The sequence below is a fragment of the Enterobacter cloacae complex sp. HYC033_NIDB genome (genome assembly GCF_056673335.1).
The window spans coordinates 1,383,457-1,400,569 of record NZ_CP115123.1; the positions used below are offsets into that span (position 1 = coordinate 1,383,457).

Below are 17,113 nucleotides of genomic sequence, written 5' to 3' on the forward strand. Positions count from 1 at the left end.
TGGGGAAAACTACTCCGTGCCGCCTTTAAGAAGGCAGCCACCAGCGGTTTACGGTGAGCACGGCGTGGTTTATGTTCATCTCTTTACCGTACCATGTCCGGCGCGAAAAACAAAAGGGCACGTCATGCTGCAATCACTCAACCACCTGACCCTCGCGGTCAGCGACCTGCAAAAAAGCGTCACCTTCTGGCACGAGCTGCTGGGGCTTGCGCTGCACGCCCGCTGGAATACCGGGGCCTATCTCACCTGCGGCGACCTGTGGGTCTGCCTGTCGTACGACGAGGCGCGCCAGTACGTGCCGCCGCAGGAGAGCGACTACACCCACTACGCGTTTACCGTGGCGGAGGAGGATTTTGAACCGTTCTCGCAAAGACTGGAGCAGGCGGGCGTCACCGTCTGGAAGCAGAACAAAAGCGAGGGAGCATCGTTCTATTTTCTCGACCCTGACGGGCATAAGCTTGAACTTCAAGTGGGCAGCCTCGCCGCGCGGCTGGCGGCGTGTCGCGAGAAGCCCTACGCGGGCATGGTGTTTACCTCAGACGAGGCTTGAGGCGCGCACCTTCAGCCTGCCCGCCAGCGTCACGTGCGTGGCGGCATCTTCCTGATTGCACAGGTACTCCACCGCCAGCCGTCCCAGCTCGCTGTAAGGCAACTGGATGCTGGTCAGCGGCGGGGTGAGCTGCTCGGAAATCTTCTGGTCGTCGTAGCCCGCCAGCAGCATGTCCTGCGGGATGCGCACGCCGTTCACCGCCAGCGCCTGGTAGCAGCCGATCGCCAGCCAGTCGCTGGCGCAGAAGATGGCGTCCGGGCGCTCGGCCAGTTCCAGCAGCGAAGCTGTCGCGGTAAAGGACTCGCTGAACTGCCAGTTGGTCTGGCGCACCAGACCGTCGTCGCACGCCAGCCCGGCCTGCTGTAATGCTGCCTGGTAGCCCGCCAGACGCTGGCGCGAGGCCTCCATCCAGCTCTCGCCGGTGATGTGGGCGATGCGCGTGGCGCCGCAGGCGATGAGGTGTCTGGTAACCTGGAAAGCGTTGGCGTAGTCGTCTGGAATAAACGACGGCAGCAGCGGCGAGCCGGGGTCGCGCTGGTTGAGCAGCACCAGCGGGATGCGGGTGCAGTCCTGGAATGCCGTCATATCGACGACGTTCGTGACCGGAGAGGCAAGGATAATCCCGATGCAGTTGCGCTTGTCCAGCTGGCAGATGATGTTCAGGGCCAGCTTCACGTCGTCGCCGTAGTCGTAGACGGTGAGCAGGGTCTCGTTGCGCCACGCTGCTTCCCGCGCCTGGCTGATGGCGTCGATAAACGGGTCGAAGCTCTGCAACGAGCTGACCAGCAGGGCGATCTCCTCCTGGTTGCGCGGAGCGTGAACGGCGGGGAGGCGGTCATAGCCGAGTTCGGTGGCGACGTTGATCACCCGCTGACGGGTGTCGTCGCTGAGCTTGATGTTGCGGGACTGGTTAAGCACCAGCGATACCGTCGCCTGCGACACCCCTGCCGCCCGCGCAATATCGTTCATCGTCACTTTTGTTTTTCGCTTCATCCGTCCTCTCCCTTTCGCGATTTCGCATCATACCCTAACCGCACGCTTTAGCGCCGTCGATCACGTTTCTCATCCATCGAAGCGTGAACTTTGTGAGAGGCGTCGCTTTTCTGAGCGCCACGATTTGCGCATTTATTCTGCAACTAATATTTATTAGCTAAATATTATCAGCAAGAGGATGCGTAATGAAAGAGCAGTGGAGCAGGGAGCAGGCACAGGCGTGGTATCAGCAGAAAGGCTGGCTGTGCGGGTTTAACTATCTGCCGTCGACGGCGGTGAACTGGACCGATATCTGGCAGGAAGAGACCTTCGATGCCGACACCATCGACCGCGAGCTGGGCTGGGCGGCGGACGCGGGCTATAACACCCTGCGCATCAACCTGCCGTTCATCGTCTGGGAGCACGACCGCGACGGGCTGATGGCGCGCATCGACCGCTTTTTGACGATTGCCGACGGTCATGGGTTCAGCACCATGCTGACCCTGATGGACGACTGCGGGTTCTCCGGCGACGAGCCGTACCTCGGCCCGCAAAAGCCGCCCGTACCGGGCAAGCACAACAGCCAGGCGGCGGCGAGCCCGGGACGCGATAAGGTGTGCGATCGCGACTGCTGGCCACAGATTGAGTGCTATATCCGCGACGTTGTGCGCCAGTTCCGCGAGGATAAGCGCGTATTGCTCTGGGATCTGTATAACGAGCCGGGCAACCGCGGCATTTTCGCGACCGGCACGGAGGAGGTGTTGTACGACGAGAAGCTGGAAACCTGCGCGCACGAGTTGATGAAGCAGGCGTTCCGCTGGGTGCGTGAGGAAGACCCGACCCAGCCGCTCACCATCTGCGCGTGGCGTCTGCCGGCGGAAGAAGAGGGCGAGACGTTTTACCAGCACCCGCTGGACCAGACCGCGCTGGCGCTGTCAGATGTGGTGAGCTACCACGCCTATACCAATACCGGGCGCATGACGGCGATTATCCAGCAGCTTCAGGCGCTGGGCCGCCCAATCTTCTGCACCGAATGGCTGGCGCGTCACGTGGGCGGCACCATCGAAGAGCAGCTCCCGCTGATGTACATGGCGAAGGTCGCGCCGTATCAGTGGGGGCTGGTGCGCGGTAAAACCCAGACCTGGCTGCCGTGGCCGGTAGTGATGAAGGAGTCCACGGACTACTGCCGCCTGTGGTTCCACGACGTGTTTGAGGAGAACGGTATCCCGTTCTCACGCGCTGAAATCGCGCTGATGAAGAAGCTGCGCAAAATCGCCCCGAATCCGCAGGGCTAATAATAATGACCCGGCGCGCTGTCGCCGGGCAACCAGGTACGCACTATGGCAATGACAATGAAAATACCGTCTCGCGAGTTGTGGTCTTACTTTGGCTATGGTTTAGGTCAGTGTTTTAGCTTTGGTTTAGTGGGTTCGTTTATTAACTATTTTTACACCGACGTGCTGGGGATCTCGGCGCTGGCGGCAAGCACCATCTTCCTGATTGCCCGTGCGTGGGATGCGGTTCACGATCCGCTGTTTGCCAGCATTATGGACACCATTAACAGCCGGTTCGGAAAGTTTCGCCACTTTTTACTGATCGCCCCGCTGCTGATCACCGGGGTCACCCTGCTGGCGTTCTATAAAATCGAAGCGGACATGACCACCAAAATCCTCTACGCCGGGGTGACGTATATCCTGTGGGGGACGCTGTACGCCATCTCCGATATCCCGTTCTGGTCGATGTCATCGGTGATGACCAACGACTCCGGCCAGCGCACCCGCGCGGTGACGGCGGCGATGCTTGGAGTGAACGCCGGGATCGCCTGCGCCAACATCTTCTTCCCGAAGCTGGCGGCGTTCTTTGCCCAGTACAGCAACGATAAAGGCTACTTTATGGCGGCGCTGGTGATGATGCTGGTGGGCCTGCCGCTGATGCTCAACGGCTTTATGCAGATCAAAGAGCGCGTGCCGCCGAGCCCGGAAAAGGTGACGATGCGCGACACCTTCCACAACCTGCGCCAGAACAAGCCGCTGTTTATTGTCCTGCTGTCGTTCTTTTTCTGCGTGTTCCATAACGTGGCGGGCGGTCTCTATATCTACTTCTTTATCAACAATATGGGCGACGGCAGCCTGCAAATGGCAATTGGCGTGATGGGGATAGTGGCGGCGGTGCTGTGCCTGGTCGCCCCGCTGCTGACCCGCCGGATGCAGAAGCGGAAGCTGTTTATGATCCTCTGCGGGCTGGACGTGGCGGTGCGCGTGGTGATGTGGTTCACGGGCTATCAGCACACGGCGTTGCTGTTTGTCCTGCTCGGCCTGAGCACCCTGTTCGTGATGATGACCAACATCCTCACCTCGTCGATGATTGCCGACACCATCGAGTACGCGGAATACCACACCCACAAGCGCTGCGCGGCGATCACCTTCTCCGGGCAGACCTTCACCGGCAAGATGTCGGTGGCGGTGGGCGGCGGGCTCATCGGCGTGTTTCTGACGATGATCGACTATGTGCCGCAGGCGCAAAGCCAGAGCGACAGCGTGCTGGCGGGGCTGTTCTTCGGGATTTGTTTGTTACCGGCGATAGGCTCGCTGATCCGAATGGGGTTTATGTCGCGCTTTACCTTTACCGAAGAGAAGCATGCGGAGATTTGTCGGCTGCTGGCGGAGCGGAATGCGTCTGCGAAAGCGCCGGGTGGCGGCTGCGCCTTACCCGGCCTACAGGACCAGCCCTTGTAGGCCTGATAAGCGAAGCGCCATCAGGCTTCGCGTAATGACTTACAGCGACTGCACAAACGCCAGCAGATCTTCGTTGAGCTGGTCCTGGTGGGTCAGCGCGAAGCCGTGCGGCGCGTTGTCGTACACTTTCAGCGTGGCGTTTTGGATCATCTCTGCCGCCAGCTTGCCGGTCGTTTCAAACGGCACGACCTGGTCGTTGCTGCCGTGGATCACCAGCGTCGGCACGTCGATTTTCGCCATATCCGGGCGGAAGTCGGTTTCGGCGAAGGCGGTTACGCAGTCGATGGTGCCCTTCAGGGACGCCAGCAGGGCGATGTTCAGCGTCTGCGTCAGGGCACCGGCAGAAACGGTCTGCCCGGCGTTGGTGCCGTAGAACGGGGTAGCGAAGTCGCTGATGAACTGGGCGCGATCTTTACGCAATCCGTCGCGAATCCCGCTGAAAACGCTCTGATCGACCCCTTCCGGGTAGCTATCGGATTTGCCGAAAATGGGCGTTACCGCGCCCAGCAGGGCAAGACCGGCCACGCGTTCGCTGCCGTAGTTGTTGATGTAACGCGTCACGTCGCCGCCGCCCATGGAGAAGCCCACCAGCGTCACGTCGCGCAGATCCAGCGTGGTGATCAGGTCGTTAATGTCGGACGCAAAGGTATCGTAGTCATAGCCGTTCCACGGCTGATCCGAACGCCCAAACCCGCGACGGTCAAAGGCGATGGTGCGGTAGCCGCGCTCGGCCAGGAAGTTCAGCTGGCTGTCCCACATGTCCCCGTCCAGCGGCCAGCCGTGGCTGAAAAGAACCGGTTTTCCCGCGCCGCAGTCTTTGTAATAAATCTGCGTACCATCTTTTGCCTTAAACGTTGCCATAGTGTGTTCCTCTACAGGTGATTGTTATGTTCAGACCGGCGCGACCAGATAACGAATTGCCGGTGATGTTGTGCCCTGATGAAAAGCCAGAACGCGGCTCTGCAACAGGAGGTCATTCATGGTGTGGCGCTCCTGCTGGCGCAGATGCTCAATCCAGGAACCCATCAGGAAGGTTTCGATAAACAGACCCGGACGTTCAATATCTTCGTACACCGCCCAGCTCATCGCCCCGGCGCGGCGGCGCACCCGGCGTAGCTCGTGCACGGCCTGCAAAAACGCTTTCGCGTTCTGCGGGTCGATGATGTACTCATGCGAGACCAGCACCGGGCCACGCTCGTTCGGGAGTTCAATCTCCACCCCGTCCAGCGGCTGCCCGCTCAGGTCGAGATTTAAATCCGGATCTTTCTCCAGCTTCCAGCGGAACACCGTCATGCTCGCCAGCACCATCCCCAGCGTGGCGACAACCAGCGAAGCCGGAGTGCCGAACTGCGAGGCGATCTGGCCCCAGACGGCGCTGCCTGCGGTCATCGAACCGAAAAAGACCGTCAGATACACCGCCAGCGCCCGGGCTTTTACCCAGCGTGCGGCGCTGCGCTGCGCGCCAAGGTTGAGGGTGGAGAGCACCGCAATCCACGCGAAGCCGGTAAAGAACTCAAACAAGTTTAGCAGCCAAAAGTGACGTACAAATGCCAGCGCCAGCATGGTGATCGCAAACGTCAGGCTGGCGGCCACCATCAGCCGATCGGCGTTCAGCCGCTGGCGCAGACGCGGCAGCAGGATGGCCCCGGCAATGGCGCCAAGGCCGATACACGCCAGCATCACGCCGTAGCCCGCCGGGCCTAAGCCCAGCTCGCGGCGCGCCACCAGCGGCAGCAATGCCCAGCCCGCGCTGCCGAAAACAAAAAAGGCCACGGTGCGCACCAGCACGTTGCGCAGCACCGGCGCGGCGTGCACGTAGCGAATCCCGGAGCGCACCGCAGAGAAGAAGTGCTCCGGTGGCAAACGCTGCACGGACGGTGCCGGACGCCAGCGCCACAGCACCCACGCCACGCCCATCACGGACAGCGCGTTCAGGGCAAACACCATCCACGGCCCGGCAAGCGACAGTAGAAAACCGCCCAGCGCAGGGCCAATTGCCCGGCTGATATTGACCCCGAGCGAGTTAAGCGCCACGGCGGAACCCAGCTCGGGCTTGCTCACCAGGTCAGGGACAATCGCCTGAAACGGCGGCGAACTCATGGCCGCACCCACGCTCAGCAGAAACGTCGCCGCCAGCAGAACGGTGGGGGTGACGTGTCCGGTAAAAGAGAGCAGCGTCAGCCCGGCGGCGGCAATGAACACCCACAGCTGGGAGAAGAGCAGGTATTTACGTCGATCAACGATGTCCGCCATCACCCCGGACGGCAGGGCGAAAAGGAACATCGGCAGGCTGCTCGCCGCCTGCACCAGCGCGATATCTAAAGGATCGGCGCTGAGCGTCAGCATGCTCCAGTTGATACCGACGTCGCTCATCCATGAGCCGACGTTAGAGACCACCGTGGCGATCCACAGCATGCGGAACACCGGTTGGCTCAGCGGCTGCCAGGGTGAAACCGCGGGCGTCGTCTCGACGTGTGCGTCGCGAACGTCGTTTACCTGGGTCATGCGAACCTCTCCGTTGTTTTACGCTGCATTCGCCACTGGCCCGGCCCGGTAAGGGCGAGGGTGGTGAAGATAATCAGCAGCAGCCAGCCAAACTGCCCCTCGGCAATCGACCAGTTCGGGTGGACCGCCAGCATCGCCACCAGCAGCACGGCGATAATCGGCAGGCACGCCAGGCGGGTGTAAATCCCCACAATGATAAACAGCGGGCAGATCACCTCGGCGACGATCGCCGGGATCAGGCTGGCGTAAGGCCCGAAGCCGAACGGATCTTCGATGCGCGTCAGCTCTTCGCTGAAGTGCAGCACCTTCGGCAGGCCGTGCACGTAAAGCAGCAGCAGACTGCCGGTCAGGCGCAGAAAGAACAGCCCCGGATCGATCCGGGGCGAAACGTCATTTTGTTTCATCAGAATGCAAAGCAGCTGCAACCCAGCGCCCCCCAGAAAGCGTTATCGTCGGATACCGGCATCGCTGACGTGCGGGCAAAGTCATGCTGGTGGCTGTGAACCCCGCATGGGCCGCTACAGTGGTGAGCCACACGCATACCCACGCGTGCGGCCTGCGGCGGCGCGCTGCGGTAGTGGCCCGGCACCTTCACCACCGGGGACCACTCGGGCAGGACCGGAATGGCGGGCGGCGCGAGCGGGCCAAAAGCGCCTGCGGCATAGACGATATCGCCGTTCACCACGGTGAGGACGGACTCGATGCCCTTGATCTCCTCCTCCGGCACGCGGAAGTAATCTTTGCTGAGCACCGCCAGATCCGCGAGCTGGCCAGCTTTGATCTGCCCCTTCTGGTTCTGCTCGCTGGAGAACCACGCGCTGCCCTGGGTCCAGAGCATCAGGGCGGTATCGCGATCCAGACGGGCGCTGTGATCGTACATCTGCATCCCGCCAACGGTGCGGCCGGAGACCAGCCAGTAGAGCGCGGTCCATGGGTTATAGCTCGCCACGCGGGTGGCGTCCGTTCCCAGGCCCACCGGCACGCCGGTCTCGAGCATTTTTGCCACCGGCGGCGTGTGGCGGGTGGCTTCGATGCCGTAGCGCTCGGCAAAGTACTCGCCCTGGAAGGCCATGCGGTGCTGGACGGCAATGCCGCCGCCGAGTGCTTTGATGCGGTCGATGTTGGCCTGCGACACGGTTTCGGCGTGGTCGAAGAACCAGTGCAGGCCGTTAAACGGAATGTCGCGGTTCACCTTCTCGAAGACGTCCAGCATGCGGCTGATGGATTCGTTATAGGTGGCGTGCAGGCGGAACGGCCAGCGGTGCTCCACCAGATGGCGCACCACGCGCTCCAGCTCGTCCTCCATGCCCGGTGCGAGATCCGGGCGCGGCTCGAGGAAGTCTTCAAAATCGGCGGCGGAGAAGACCAGCATCTCGCCCGCGCCGTTGTGGCGGAAGAAATCGCTGCCCTGGCCCGGCGTAAGCATATCGGTCCATTTTTCAAAGTCTTCCAGCTCGTGGCCCGGACGCTGGGTAAACAGGTTGTAGGCGATGCGGATGGTCATCTGCTTTTTCTCGTGCAGCTCGGCAATCACCTCGTAATCTTCCGGGTAGTTCTGGAAGCCGCCGCCCGCGTCGATGGCGCTGGTCAGCCCCAGACGGTTCAGCTCGCGCATGAACTGGCGCGTGGAGTTGACCTGCTGCTCCAGCGGCAGCTTCGGCCCTTTCGCCAGCGTGGCGTACAAAATCATGGCGTTCGGACGGGCGATCAGCATCCCGGTCGGGTTGCCGTTGGCGTCGCGCTGGATCTCCCCGCCCGGCGGGTTCGGCGTGTCTTTGGTGTAGCCGACCACCTTAAGCGCGGCGCGGTTGAGCAGGGCGCGGTCGTACAGGTGGAGGATAAACACCGGGGTGTCAGGCGCGGCGTCGTTAATTTCGTCGAGGGTCGGCATGCGGCGCTCGGCGAACTGGAACTCGCTCCAGCCGCCCACCACGCGCACCCACTGGGGCGACGGCGTGCGCAGGGCCTGCTCTTTTAGCATCCGCAGGGCGTCGGCCAGGGACGGCACGCCTTCCCAGCGCAGCTCGAGGTTGTAGTTCAGGCCGCCGCGGATCAGGTGCAGGTGCGAGTCGTTCAGACCGGGGATGGCGGTGTGGCCTTTTAAGTCGACCACCTTAGTGCCGTCGCAGTGGTGTTGCATCACCTCGGCGACGGTACCCACTTCCAGAAATTTTCCGTCACGCACGGCAACGGCTTCCGCGACAGGATTCTCGCGATCGACGGTGTGAAACTGGCCGTTAACCAGAATGAGATCGGCTTTACCGAGGGTAACCATAATAGCTCCAGACTCAGAGGGGAATGGTCAGGATTATGGGAACCGGTTTCGGCAAAGATCCAGTTATACAATAGGATAGGTATACCAAAGTATAACTATACCTAAGGTTAACTATACGAAGAGATAATTACACCACAGCGCTGTGGGTCATAGGATGAACGCGATTTTATCGGCGTGCTGTTCGCGGCGATTTTAACCTTTAACCTCACTGGATAATCTTATGACCACTTCTAAGCTCGAAGTCTTAACCCCTGCCAACTGTCAGATCATCTTCATCGATCACCAGCCACAGATGGCGTTCGGCGTGCAGTCTATTGACCGCCAGGTGCTGAAAAACAACACCGTGGCGCTGGCGAAAGCGGCTAAGGTGTTCAACATCCCAACCATCATCACCACCGTTGAGACCGAAAGCTTCTCCGGCAATACCTATCCGGAGCTGCTGGACGTGTTCCCGGGCCAGGATATCCTGGAGCGTACCTCCATGAACTCCTGGGACGACCAGAAGGTGCGCGACGCGCTGAAGGCCAACGGCAAGAAGAAGGTGGTTGTCGCTGGCCTGTGGACCGAAGTGTGCAATAACAGCTTTGCCCTGTGCGCGATGCTGGAAGGCGACTACGAAATTTATATGGTGGCAGACGCCTCCGGCGGCACCTCCAAAGAAGCCCACGACTTCGCGATGCAGCGCATGATCCAGGCGGGCGTGATCCCGGTGACCTGGCAGCAGGTGATGCTGGAGTGGCAGCGTGACTGGGCGCGCAAAGAGACCTACACCGCGGTGATGGATATCGTGCGCGAGCACTCCGGCGCCTACGGAATGGGTGTGGATTACGCCTACACCATGGTGCACAAAGCGCCGTCTCGTCAGAAGAGCGAGCACCGCACCTTAGCGCCGGTTCCGGCACGCTAAGTCCCGCTGGCGGGCTGGTCCCTCATCCGGCTCGCCGCTGCCTTTTTCTCTGGAGTTCACAATGAGTACAGGGTTGATATCCCTCGCGGCAGGCGTGTTGATTGGCCTGATGTATGCCGTGCTGAAGGTGCGTTCCCCCGCGCCGCCCGCGCTGGCGCTGATTGGCCTGCTGGGGATGCTGGCGGGGGAACAGGCGATGCGTCATCTTTTATCCCGCGACAATCCCGCGGGCGTGCAGGTGACGGTTCCCCACGTTCAGCACCTGTCCGGAGCGTCATCATGAAGGCCTGGATTATTTCGCTGGTGTGCGGGGTCGCGGCTGGGGTACTTTACGCCCTGCTCGACGTGCATTCCCCGGCGCCGCCGGTCGTCGCGCTGCTTGGCCTGTTCGGCATGCTGGTGGGTGAACAGCTGATCCCCATCGGACGGCGTCTGGTGAGCCGCGAACCGTTGACCCTGGCCTGGTTTCGTCATGAATGCGTACCGAAGATCAGCGGTACCGCGCCCCCAGCGCCCGCGAAGGAAAGCCGCGACGCGTAAAGATTTGTTTGAGGAAAGACAGCATGACGCTGCCGTGGCGCATTGCCATCATTGATGACGAACGCTCTGTTCGCAGCGGGCTCAGTAACCTGCTGCAATCGGAAGGGTATGCTACCGATACCTTCGATTCGGCAGAGGTGTTTTTGAGCCACCCTCTCGCCCTGTCCGGCGCGTCGCTGGTGATCACCGACATCAAGCTACGCGGCATGAACGGCATCGAGCTGTTTGAGAAGCTGCGGTTGCTGACCACGCCGCCACCGCCAATACTGTTTATCTCCGGTCATGCTGATGAAAATATGCAGCGGTATGCACTCAGTCTGGGCGCCGCTGCATTTTTGCGTAAGCCGATTAACATCGATATTCTGCTGGATCATATTCAGCGGGAGTTGACCCGCCGACAATAAGGATCGCGGATGAACGAACATACGTCGCCTGCATTTTGGCCCGCCCGGGGAAGTCTCCATGAAGGGCGGGCTTTTGTTCTGAAAGAGGATGTCATTTTTACCGTGCTGGCGCAGGAGGGCGGCATCTCCTGGATGAACGGGCGACATCCCCAGTCCGGCGGTTCGTTTATTATTGCCACCGCGGTCAGCGATGAAGAAGAGGAGCGGGCAACGCGGCTGCTGAAAAACGAGTTTGCCCTGCGCGACCGGCTTCATGACGGCTGGGCTATCCGGCCCGTCGCTTCAACCCAGTACCGCGGACGTTTTGCGCTGGTCTACGCGCCGTTCTGCTTTGAACTGCTGGCGTGCCGGGCAGGTAAGGCGATTTCCGGGATCGCCCGCTTTATCGAAATGGCGATCCGCATCTGCGGTCCCCTGCGCCAGATGCATCTGCACAACCTGATCCACGGCGATATCAAACCCGGGGCGTTCTTCGTTCATCACGACGCCACCTGCCGTCTGTGCAGCTTCGGTCTTTCCTGCGGCACCTCCGACGCGTTCTCCCAGTCCCGGCTTGCCGCGTCTGGCGGCACGCCCGCCTACATGTCACCGGAACACACCACGCGTACCCGGCGCGCCGTCGACAGCCGGAGCGATCTCTACAGTCTGGGTATCGTGCTTTATGAACTTCTGACCGGGCGATTGCCGTTTGAACTGAGCGCTGATGACCAGACCAACTGGGCGCATTACCACATTGCCTCTGAGCCGCTTGCGCCGGGGCGGGTGCGCCCGGACGTACCCGGCATGCTGTCGACCATTATCCTTAAGCTGCTGGAGAAGAATCCGGAGAATCGCTATCAGACCGTCGACGGGCTGATTGCCGACCTCAGGCGCTGCCAGGCGACGCTGACCGCCGAAGGTGAGATCGTCGACTTTATTCCCGGCCAGCAGGATCGCTCTCCGGCGATCCATCTTGCCGATTCGCTTTTCTCTGCGCATCCGCAGGCCAGCGACGTCATCGCCGCGTTTGAGCGGGTCAGCCAGAGCGGTGCGCCGGAACTGGTGACGATTGGCGGTCCGTCGGGGATCGGCAAATCTTCCGTGATCGCCACCACGCTGAAATCGCTGCAACAGCGCAAGGTGCTGCTGGCGGTGGGCAAGGTCGATCAATATTCTCCCACGCTGCCCTACGGCGTGCTGAGTTCGGCGTTTCGGACGCTCACGCTGCACCTGCTCGGGCTGCCAGCCGGGGAGGTAGCGACGTGGAAAATCCGTCTGTCGCGCGCGCTGGAAGGCTTCGAGGAGCTGGCCGTTAGCCTGGTGCCGGAGCTGAATTTACTCCTTGAGAACAAACCGCGTTTCTCTGCGGATACCTGACGCGCGGGCGCGCTTCAGCCATATGGTGCTGGCGCTGGTGAAAACCTTCGCCACCCAGGGCGCGCCGCTGGTGCTGCTGCTGGATAATGTGCAGTGGATCGACGCCGCCAGCCTGCAAACGCTCGATCACCTGCTGCGCGCCTGCGGCGCCATCCCGCTGCTGGTGGTGGTGGCGCACCGCGATCTCAGTTCGCTTTCTGAGCCCACCTTGCAGACCGCGCTGGCGAGCCTGCCGGAGGCGGCGCAGCACGCCACGACGATCGTGCCGCAGCCGCTGTCGGTGAAGGCCGTGGCGCGCTGGCTCGGGGGGATTTTTCATGCCCGCAGTACCGGTACCGCCGATCTTGCCACGCTGATCCATGAAAAAACCGGCGGCAACCCGCTGTTCGTGCAGGAATTTTTCCGTCGCATCGTCGATGACGGACTGGTGGTGCACAACAAATATCAGGGGAAATGGCATTACGATCTCCAGGCCATCCGCGCCCGGCACTACACCGAGAACGTGGTGACGCTGGTGCTTGAACAGCTCAAGGAGATGCCCGACGAGACGCGCCGCCTGCTGGGCAGCATCGCCTGCCTCGGCTGCACGGGCGAGCTGGAGATGCTGTGCCGCGTGGTGGGGCGGTCGGCGGCGGAAATCCGCTACGCGCTTCATCCGGCGGTGACCGCTCAGCTGATTGTGCTGACGGAGAAAGAGTACGCTTTTACCCACGATCGGGTGCAGGAAGCCGCCTTTGCCCTGCTGGATGAGGGCGAGAAAAGCCATCTGCACCTGACCACCGCCAGCCTGCTGGCGGATGCCGCGCGGCAGACGGCGGGCAACGAACTGCTGTTCCGCGCGGTTCACCACGTCAGCGCCGCGCTGGACTGCATCCAGCCTGCACCCCAGCGGCAGCGATTCCGGGAGCTGAGCCTTCAGGCCGCGCGGCGTGCGAAGCGTACCGGCGATTATCTTTCCGCCTTAAGCTATATCCAGACCGCCAGAGCGCTGGGGAATGCGGGCCCGGTCTCGGACTTTATGCTGGATATCGAAGAGGCGGGCTGTGAGTTTGCGCTCGGACACCTGGAGCGCACGCGTGCGCTGTGCGATGCGATCCTCGGTTCACCGGGCGGGCTGACGGAGAAAGCGCTGGCCGCCAACCTGCTGGCGGAAGTTTATATGCGCCAGTCGGAGATCCGCCTGGCGCTGGAGGCGTCGTTATGCTGGCTGGGCGTGTTCGGGATCCAGATCAGCCGCTACCCGGAAAATGCCGAATGTGACGAGGCCTGGCAGCAGTTCTGTCAACGCACCGCCGACGCGCCGCAGAATCCGTTTTCTCAGCTTAAGCTGATGGAGAACGCAGAGACCGAAGCGGTGATGAACCTGCTTTACAGCGCCAGTATTTTCGCCAGCTTTACCTGCCCGCGCCTGCACTTTTTACTCCTGTGCCGGATGATGCACCTCACGCTCGATCACGGCATAACCGGTGCTTCCACCACGGCGATGGCCTGGTTTGGCGTGCTGATTGGCCACCGCTACGCCGAATACCGTCTCGGGTTTGAGTACGGCACGCTGGCTCGTGAGCTGGTGAACCGCCACGGCTATGATGCCTATGAAGCCAAAACTCTGCTGCCGCTCGACCAGCTCAGCGTCTGGACCCAGCCGCTGTCGTACACTATCGAGTGCGCCAAGGCCTGCTTTACCTCAGCGGTGACCCACGGCGACATGACGATGGCCTGCTTCGCGGCCTGTCATCAGATCATTAACTTCCTCTCCCGGGGCGATCATCTGGATGGCGTGCTGACCAGCATCGATCGCGGTCTGGCCTTTGTGCGCAAAACGGATTACCAGGACATTGAAACCGTTCTGCACATTCAGCGCCGCTACGTGGAGTTTTTACGCACGCCGGTGACGGGCCCATGGAGCGCCGCCCAGGCGCTGCCTGACGATCTGCTGCCCGCGCCGCCGGAGCAGGCGCCCGAGCAGACCTCGACCATGCTCTTCTGGTACTGGCTCTATCGCGGGATGGCGCACTTTTCCTGCGGCGAATACGCCGACGCACAGGCGGATTTAGAAATGGCGGGCTGGTATGCGTGGTCCGCGCCGGGTCATATTCATCTGCTGGATTACCATTTTTACAGCGCGCTGGCGCTCTCCCGCCAGCTCACGCCGGAAACCTTTTCGGCGGATTATCGCCGCAGTATTCATCACCATTACGACAAAATTGCCCTCTGGGCGCGGATCAATCCGGGCACATTTGCCGATAAAGAGGCGCTGATTTATGCCGAAATCGTCCGTCTGGACGGCATGAACAGCATCGCGCTGGAGCAGTATGAAAAAGCGGTGCGACTCTCGCGGGAGGGCGGGTTTAACCCGATCAATGCCCTGGCGCACGAGCTGGCCGGGCGTTTCTCGCTGGCCTGCGGCTACCCGACCGCCTCCGACGCCCATTTCCGCGGCGCGATTGCCGCCTGGGGGCGCGTCGGGGCGCAGGCCAAGGTGCGCCAGCTGGAGCAGGATTTCCCCCATCTGCTGGCCTCCGGGCAGAGCCGCGCGTATGACACGGCGGCGTTTGCCCAGAACGAGGTGATCCGCGATTTACAGAGCGTCATCAAAGCCTCACGCGCCTTATCCGAAGAGATCAACCTTGAACGTTTAATCGAAAACCTGATGACGCTGCTGCTTGAACGGGCCGGGGCGCAGCGTGGCCTGCTGCTGCGTGTCAGCGATAATCACATCCCGGAGATTGAAGCCAGCGCCTGGACCAGTACCGACGGCGTGCGGGTGCGCATCCTGAAAGCGTCACCGATGGCGACGGACATGCCGCTGTCGGTGCTGGCCGCGGTGATCCGCACCGGGCAGGAGATCCGCACCGGCAAACCGGAGGAGTTCCACCCGTTCAGCCAGGATCCGTATCTGGTGACGTCCGGCGCCGCCGTGATGTGCGTGCCGATGTTCAAACAGGCGCGGCTGGTGGGGATGCTGTATCTGGAAAACCGCCTGATGCCGGAGGTGTTTACCGCCGAACATTCGCGCGTGGTCAGCCTGCTGGGTGCGCAGGCGGCGGTTTCGCTGGAGACGGCGCGGCTCTACGCCGAGCTGCTGGCGGAAAACATCCAGCGCCGACGGGTGGAGAAAGAGCTGCGCGCCAGCCAGACCTCACTGATGCTGGGCGAGCAGATCAGCCATACCGGCAGCTGGCGCTGGGAACTGGTGCAGGATCTGATGTTTATGTCCGAAGAATATGCCCGTATCCTTGGCCTGCCGGAGCAGCAAAAGATGATCTCAATGGCGGAGTTTTTGACCTTCGTGCATGAGGATGATTATGGCCGGATCAGCACCCTCGTTAATCAGAGCGTGCGTGACGGGCTGTCGATGCGCGCGGAGTTTCGCATCATCCGCACCGACGGCTCCGTTCGTTACATCCTCGGGATTGGCGATCCGGTGGGGGTGGGCAGCGAGGTGAATGAGTATTACGGCATCATTACCGACATCACCAGCCAGCGGGCGGCGGAGGATGCGATGCGGGTGGCGCAGGCGGATCTGGCGCGGGTCTCACGAGCCACTACCGTCGGGCAACTGACCTCCTCGATCGCGCACGAGATCAACCAGCCGCTGATGTCGATTGTCTCGAACGCCGGCGCGAGCCTGCGCTGGCTCAACCGCGATCCGGCGCGGCTGGAAAAAGTGCGCGAGGGGCTGGAGGAGATCGCCGCCGAGGGCGAGCGGGCAGGGGAGATCATCCGCAGCATTCAGTCTCTGACGCGCAAACAGGACCCCACGTTTACGCGAATCGATCTGCACTTCCTGATCCACCACATCATTATGCTTTCCCGCAGCGAACTTGAGCTGCGACACATAAGCGTTGATTATCTTCTGAACGCTGACGACAGCTTTATCATCGGCGACAGCGTGCAGATCCAGCAGGTGTTGCTTAACCTGGTGATGAATGCGATGGAAGCGATGGCGGAAGTGACGGATCGCCCGTGCAGCATCACGATCGCCACCGCGAACTGCGCTGAAGGGAAGGTGATCTTTGAGATCGCCGATACCGGCAGCGGCATTGAGCCGGAGCTCACCGAGCGGATCTTTGACTCGTTCTATTCGACCAAAGCGCAGGGAATGGGCATGGGGCTGACCATCAGCGCCAGCATTATTGAACGGCACCGGGGGAAACTGAGCGCGCGCCGCAGAGAGCCGTACGGCACGGTGTTTACCTTCGCGTTGCCGCTTGCCGGACAGGAGATGTAACGGTTATTCCGCTGGCTGATGTTTGGTCAGGCGCTCGACGGCCCTGACCAGTTCAGCCACGGAGCGGACCTGCATTTTCTCCATCACCCGGCGGCGGTGCACTTTCACCGTAATCTCACTGACGCCCAGCTCGGCGGCGATCTGCTTGTTGAGCTTGCCGCTGACGGCCAGCTCAAGCACCTCATGCTCGCGCGGCGTGAGGGACAGATGGCGCTGTTTCAGGGCGTAGTGCTCTTTGACGCGGGCGGCGTTGTGCTGTGCCAGCCTGAGCGCGGATTCGATAGAGCCGATGAGCGCGCTGGATTCAACGGGCTTAGTGAGAAATTCGTAGGCCCCGCCTTTGATCGCCCGGACGGACATAGGGATGGTGCCGTGGCCGGTGAGAAAGATGATCGGTATTTCCCGCCCGCTGTCTTTCAGCGCATCTGCGACATCAAACCCGGTTATCGTGGGCATTTGCATATCGAGGATCACGCAGGAGGGCAGATCTTCAAAGGGATGGCTGAGAAAGGCCTCTGCTGAGGAAAAGCCAAGGGCATGTATATCCGCAGATTCCAACAGCCTGACAACGGACTGCCTGACTGTGTCATCGTCATCAACCACATAAACAATGTGTTCCATTCACCGCCCCGGTGTTG

General features: G+C 61.4%; 13 protein-coding genes and 1 pseudogene. 8 read left to right on the forward strand and 6 right to left on the reverse strand.

Annotation, left to right across the window (positions count from 1 at the left end):
• The first annotated feature begins 124 nt into the window (after positions 1-124).
• Entirely contained in the window at positions 125-550 is a 426-nt protein-coding gene (gene fosA / locus O1721_RS06530; protein WP_032647105.1) for a FosA/FosA2 family fosfomycin resistance glutathione transferase, read from the forward strand.
• Here the strand turns inward: fosA and O1721_RS06535 are convergent.
• A complete protein-coding gene (locus O1721_RS06535) occupies positions 536-1,543 on the reverse strand; it encodes a LacI family DNA-binding transcriptional regulator (protein ID WP_032647108.1) in 1,008 nt (335 codons plus the stop codon). The genes fosA and O1721_RS06535 overlap by 15 nt on opposite strands.
• A 185-nt stretch (positions 1,544-1,728) precedes the next feature.
• On the opposite strand from O1721_RS06535, the gene O1721_RS06540 reads away from it, so the two are divergent.
• A complete protein-coding gene (locus O1721_RS06540) occupies positions 1,729-2,817 on the forward strand; it encodes a cellulase family glycosylhydrolase (protein WP_032647110.1) in 1,089 nt (362 codons plus the stop codon).
• Between the two features lie 45 nt (positions 2,818-2,862).
• The gene (locus O1721_RS06545) at positions 2,863-4,257 is read left to right on the forward strand and encodes an MFS transporter (RefSeq protein ID WP_032647113.1); all 1,395 of its coding nucleotides are present in this window, start codon (positions 2,863-2,865) and stop codon (positions 4,255-4,257) included.
• Positions 4,258-4,296: 39 nt separating this feature from the next.
• Here O1721_RS06545 and O1721_RS06550 read toward each other — a convergent pair whose 3' ends face one another.
• Genes O1721_RS06550 through O1721_RS06565 form a run of 4 tightly spaced genes read right to left on the reverse strand, consistent with a single transcriptional unit; the run spans position 4,297 to position 9,037 of the window.
• Positions 4,297-5,118 (reverse strand): alpha/beta fold hydrolase, encoded by an 822-nt coding sequence (locus tag O1721_RS06550; RefSeq protein WP_032647116.1) that lies wholly within the window; start codon positions 5,116-5,118, stop codon positions 4,297-4,299.
• A gap of 30 nt (positions 5,119-5,148) precedes the next feature.
• Positions 5,149-6,762, reverse strand: a complete 1,614-nt coding sequence (locus tag O1721_RS06555) for an MFS transporter (protein ID WP_032647119.1) — start codon at positions 6,760-6,762, stop codon at positions 5,149-5,151.
• Positions 6,759-7,166, reverse strand: coding sequence for a DoxX family protein (locus tag O1721_RS06560; RefSeq protein ID WP_032647121.1), 408 nt, complete (start codon positions 7,164-7,166; stop codon positions 6,759-6,761). The genes O1721_RS06555 and O1721_RS06560 overlap by 4 nt, the downstream gene beginning before the upstream one ends.
• A complete protein-coding gene (locus O1721_RS06565; protein ID WP_032647123.1) occupies positions 7,166-9,037 on the reverse strand; it encodes an amidohydrolase in 1,872 nt (623 codons plus the stop codon). Before O1721_RS06565 ends, O1721_RS06560 begins: the two co-directional genes overlap by 1 nt.
• 220 nt (positions 9,038-9,257) lie before the next feature.
• Here O1721_RS06565 and O1721_RS06570 point away from each other — a divergent pair, with 220 nt between their 5' ends.
• The 5 genes and pseudogenes from O1721_RS06570 (at position 9,258) to O1721_RS06590 (ending at position 16,475) form a co-directional block, all read left to right on the forward strand.
• Positions 9,258-9,944, forward strand: a complete 687-nt coding sequence (locus O1721_RS06570; protein ID WP_003863053.1) for a hydrolase — start codon at positions 9,258-9,260, stop codon at positions 9,942-9,944.
• Positions 9,945-10,005: 61 nt separating this feature from the next.
• The gene (locus tag O1721_RS06575) at positions 10,006-10,227 is read left to right on the forward strand and encodes a DUF1427 family protein (protein WP_017383875.1); all 222 of its coding nucleotides are present in this window, start codon (positions 10,006-10,008) and stop codon (positions 10,225-10,227) included.
• Complete coding sequence (locus O1721_RS06580; RefSeq protein WP_003863056.1) at positions 10,224-10,484, forward strand: XapX domain-containing protein; 261 nt, start codon at positions 10,224-10,226, stop codon at positions 10,482-10,484. Before O1721_RS06575 ends, O1721_RS06580 begins: the two co-directional genes overlap by 4 nt.
• A 23-nt stretch (positions 10,485-10,507) precedes the next feature.
• Entirely contained in the window at positions 10,508-10,888 is a 381-nt protein-coding gene (locus O1721_RS06585) for a response regulator transcription factor (RefSeq protein ID WP_032647125.1), read from the forward strand.
• Between the two features lie 9 nt (positions 10,889-10,897).
• Positions 10,898-16,475 (forward strand): annotated as a pseudogene (locus tag O1721_RS06590) (trifunctional serine/threonine-protein kinase/ATP-binding protein/sensor histidine kinase).
• 3 nt (positions 16,476-16,478) lie between these two features.
• Here the strand turns inward: O1721_RS06590 and O1721_RS06595 are convergent.
• A complete protein-coding gene (locus O1721_RS06595; RefSeq protein ID WP_017383872.1) occupies positions 16,479-17,096 on the reverse strand; it encodes a response regulator transcription factor in 618 nt (205 codons plus the stop codon).
• Positions 17,097-17,113 lie beyond the last annotated feature (17 nt).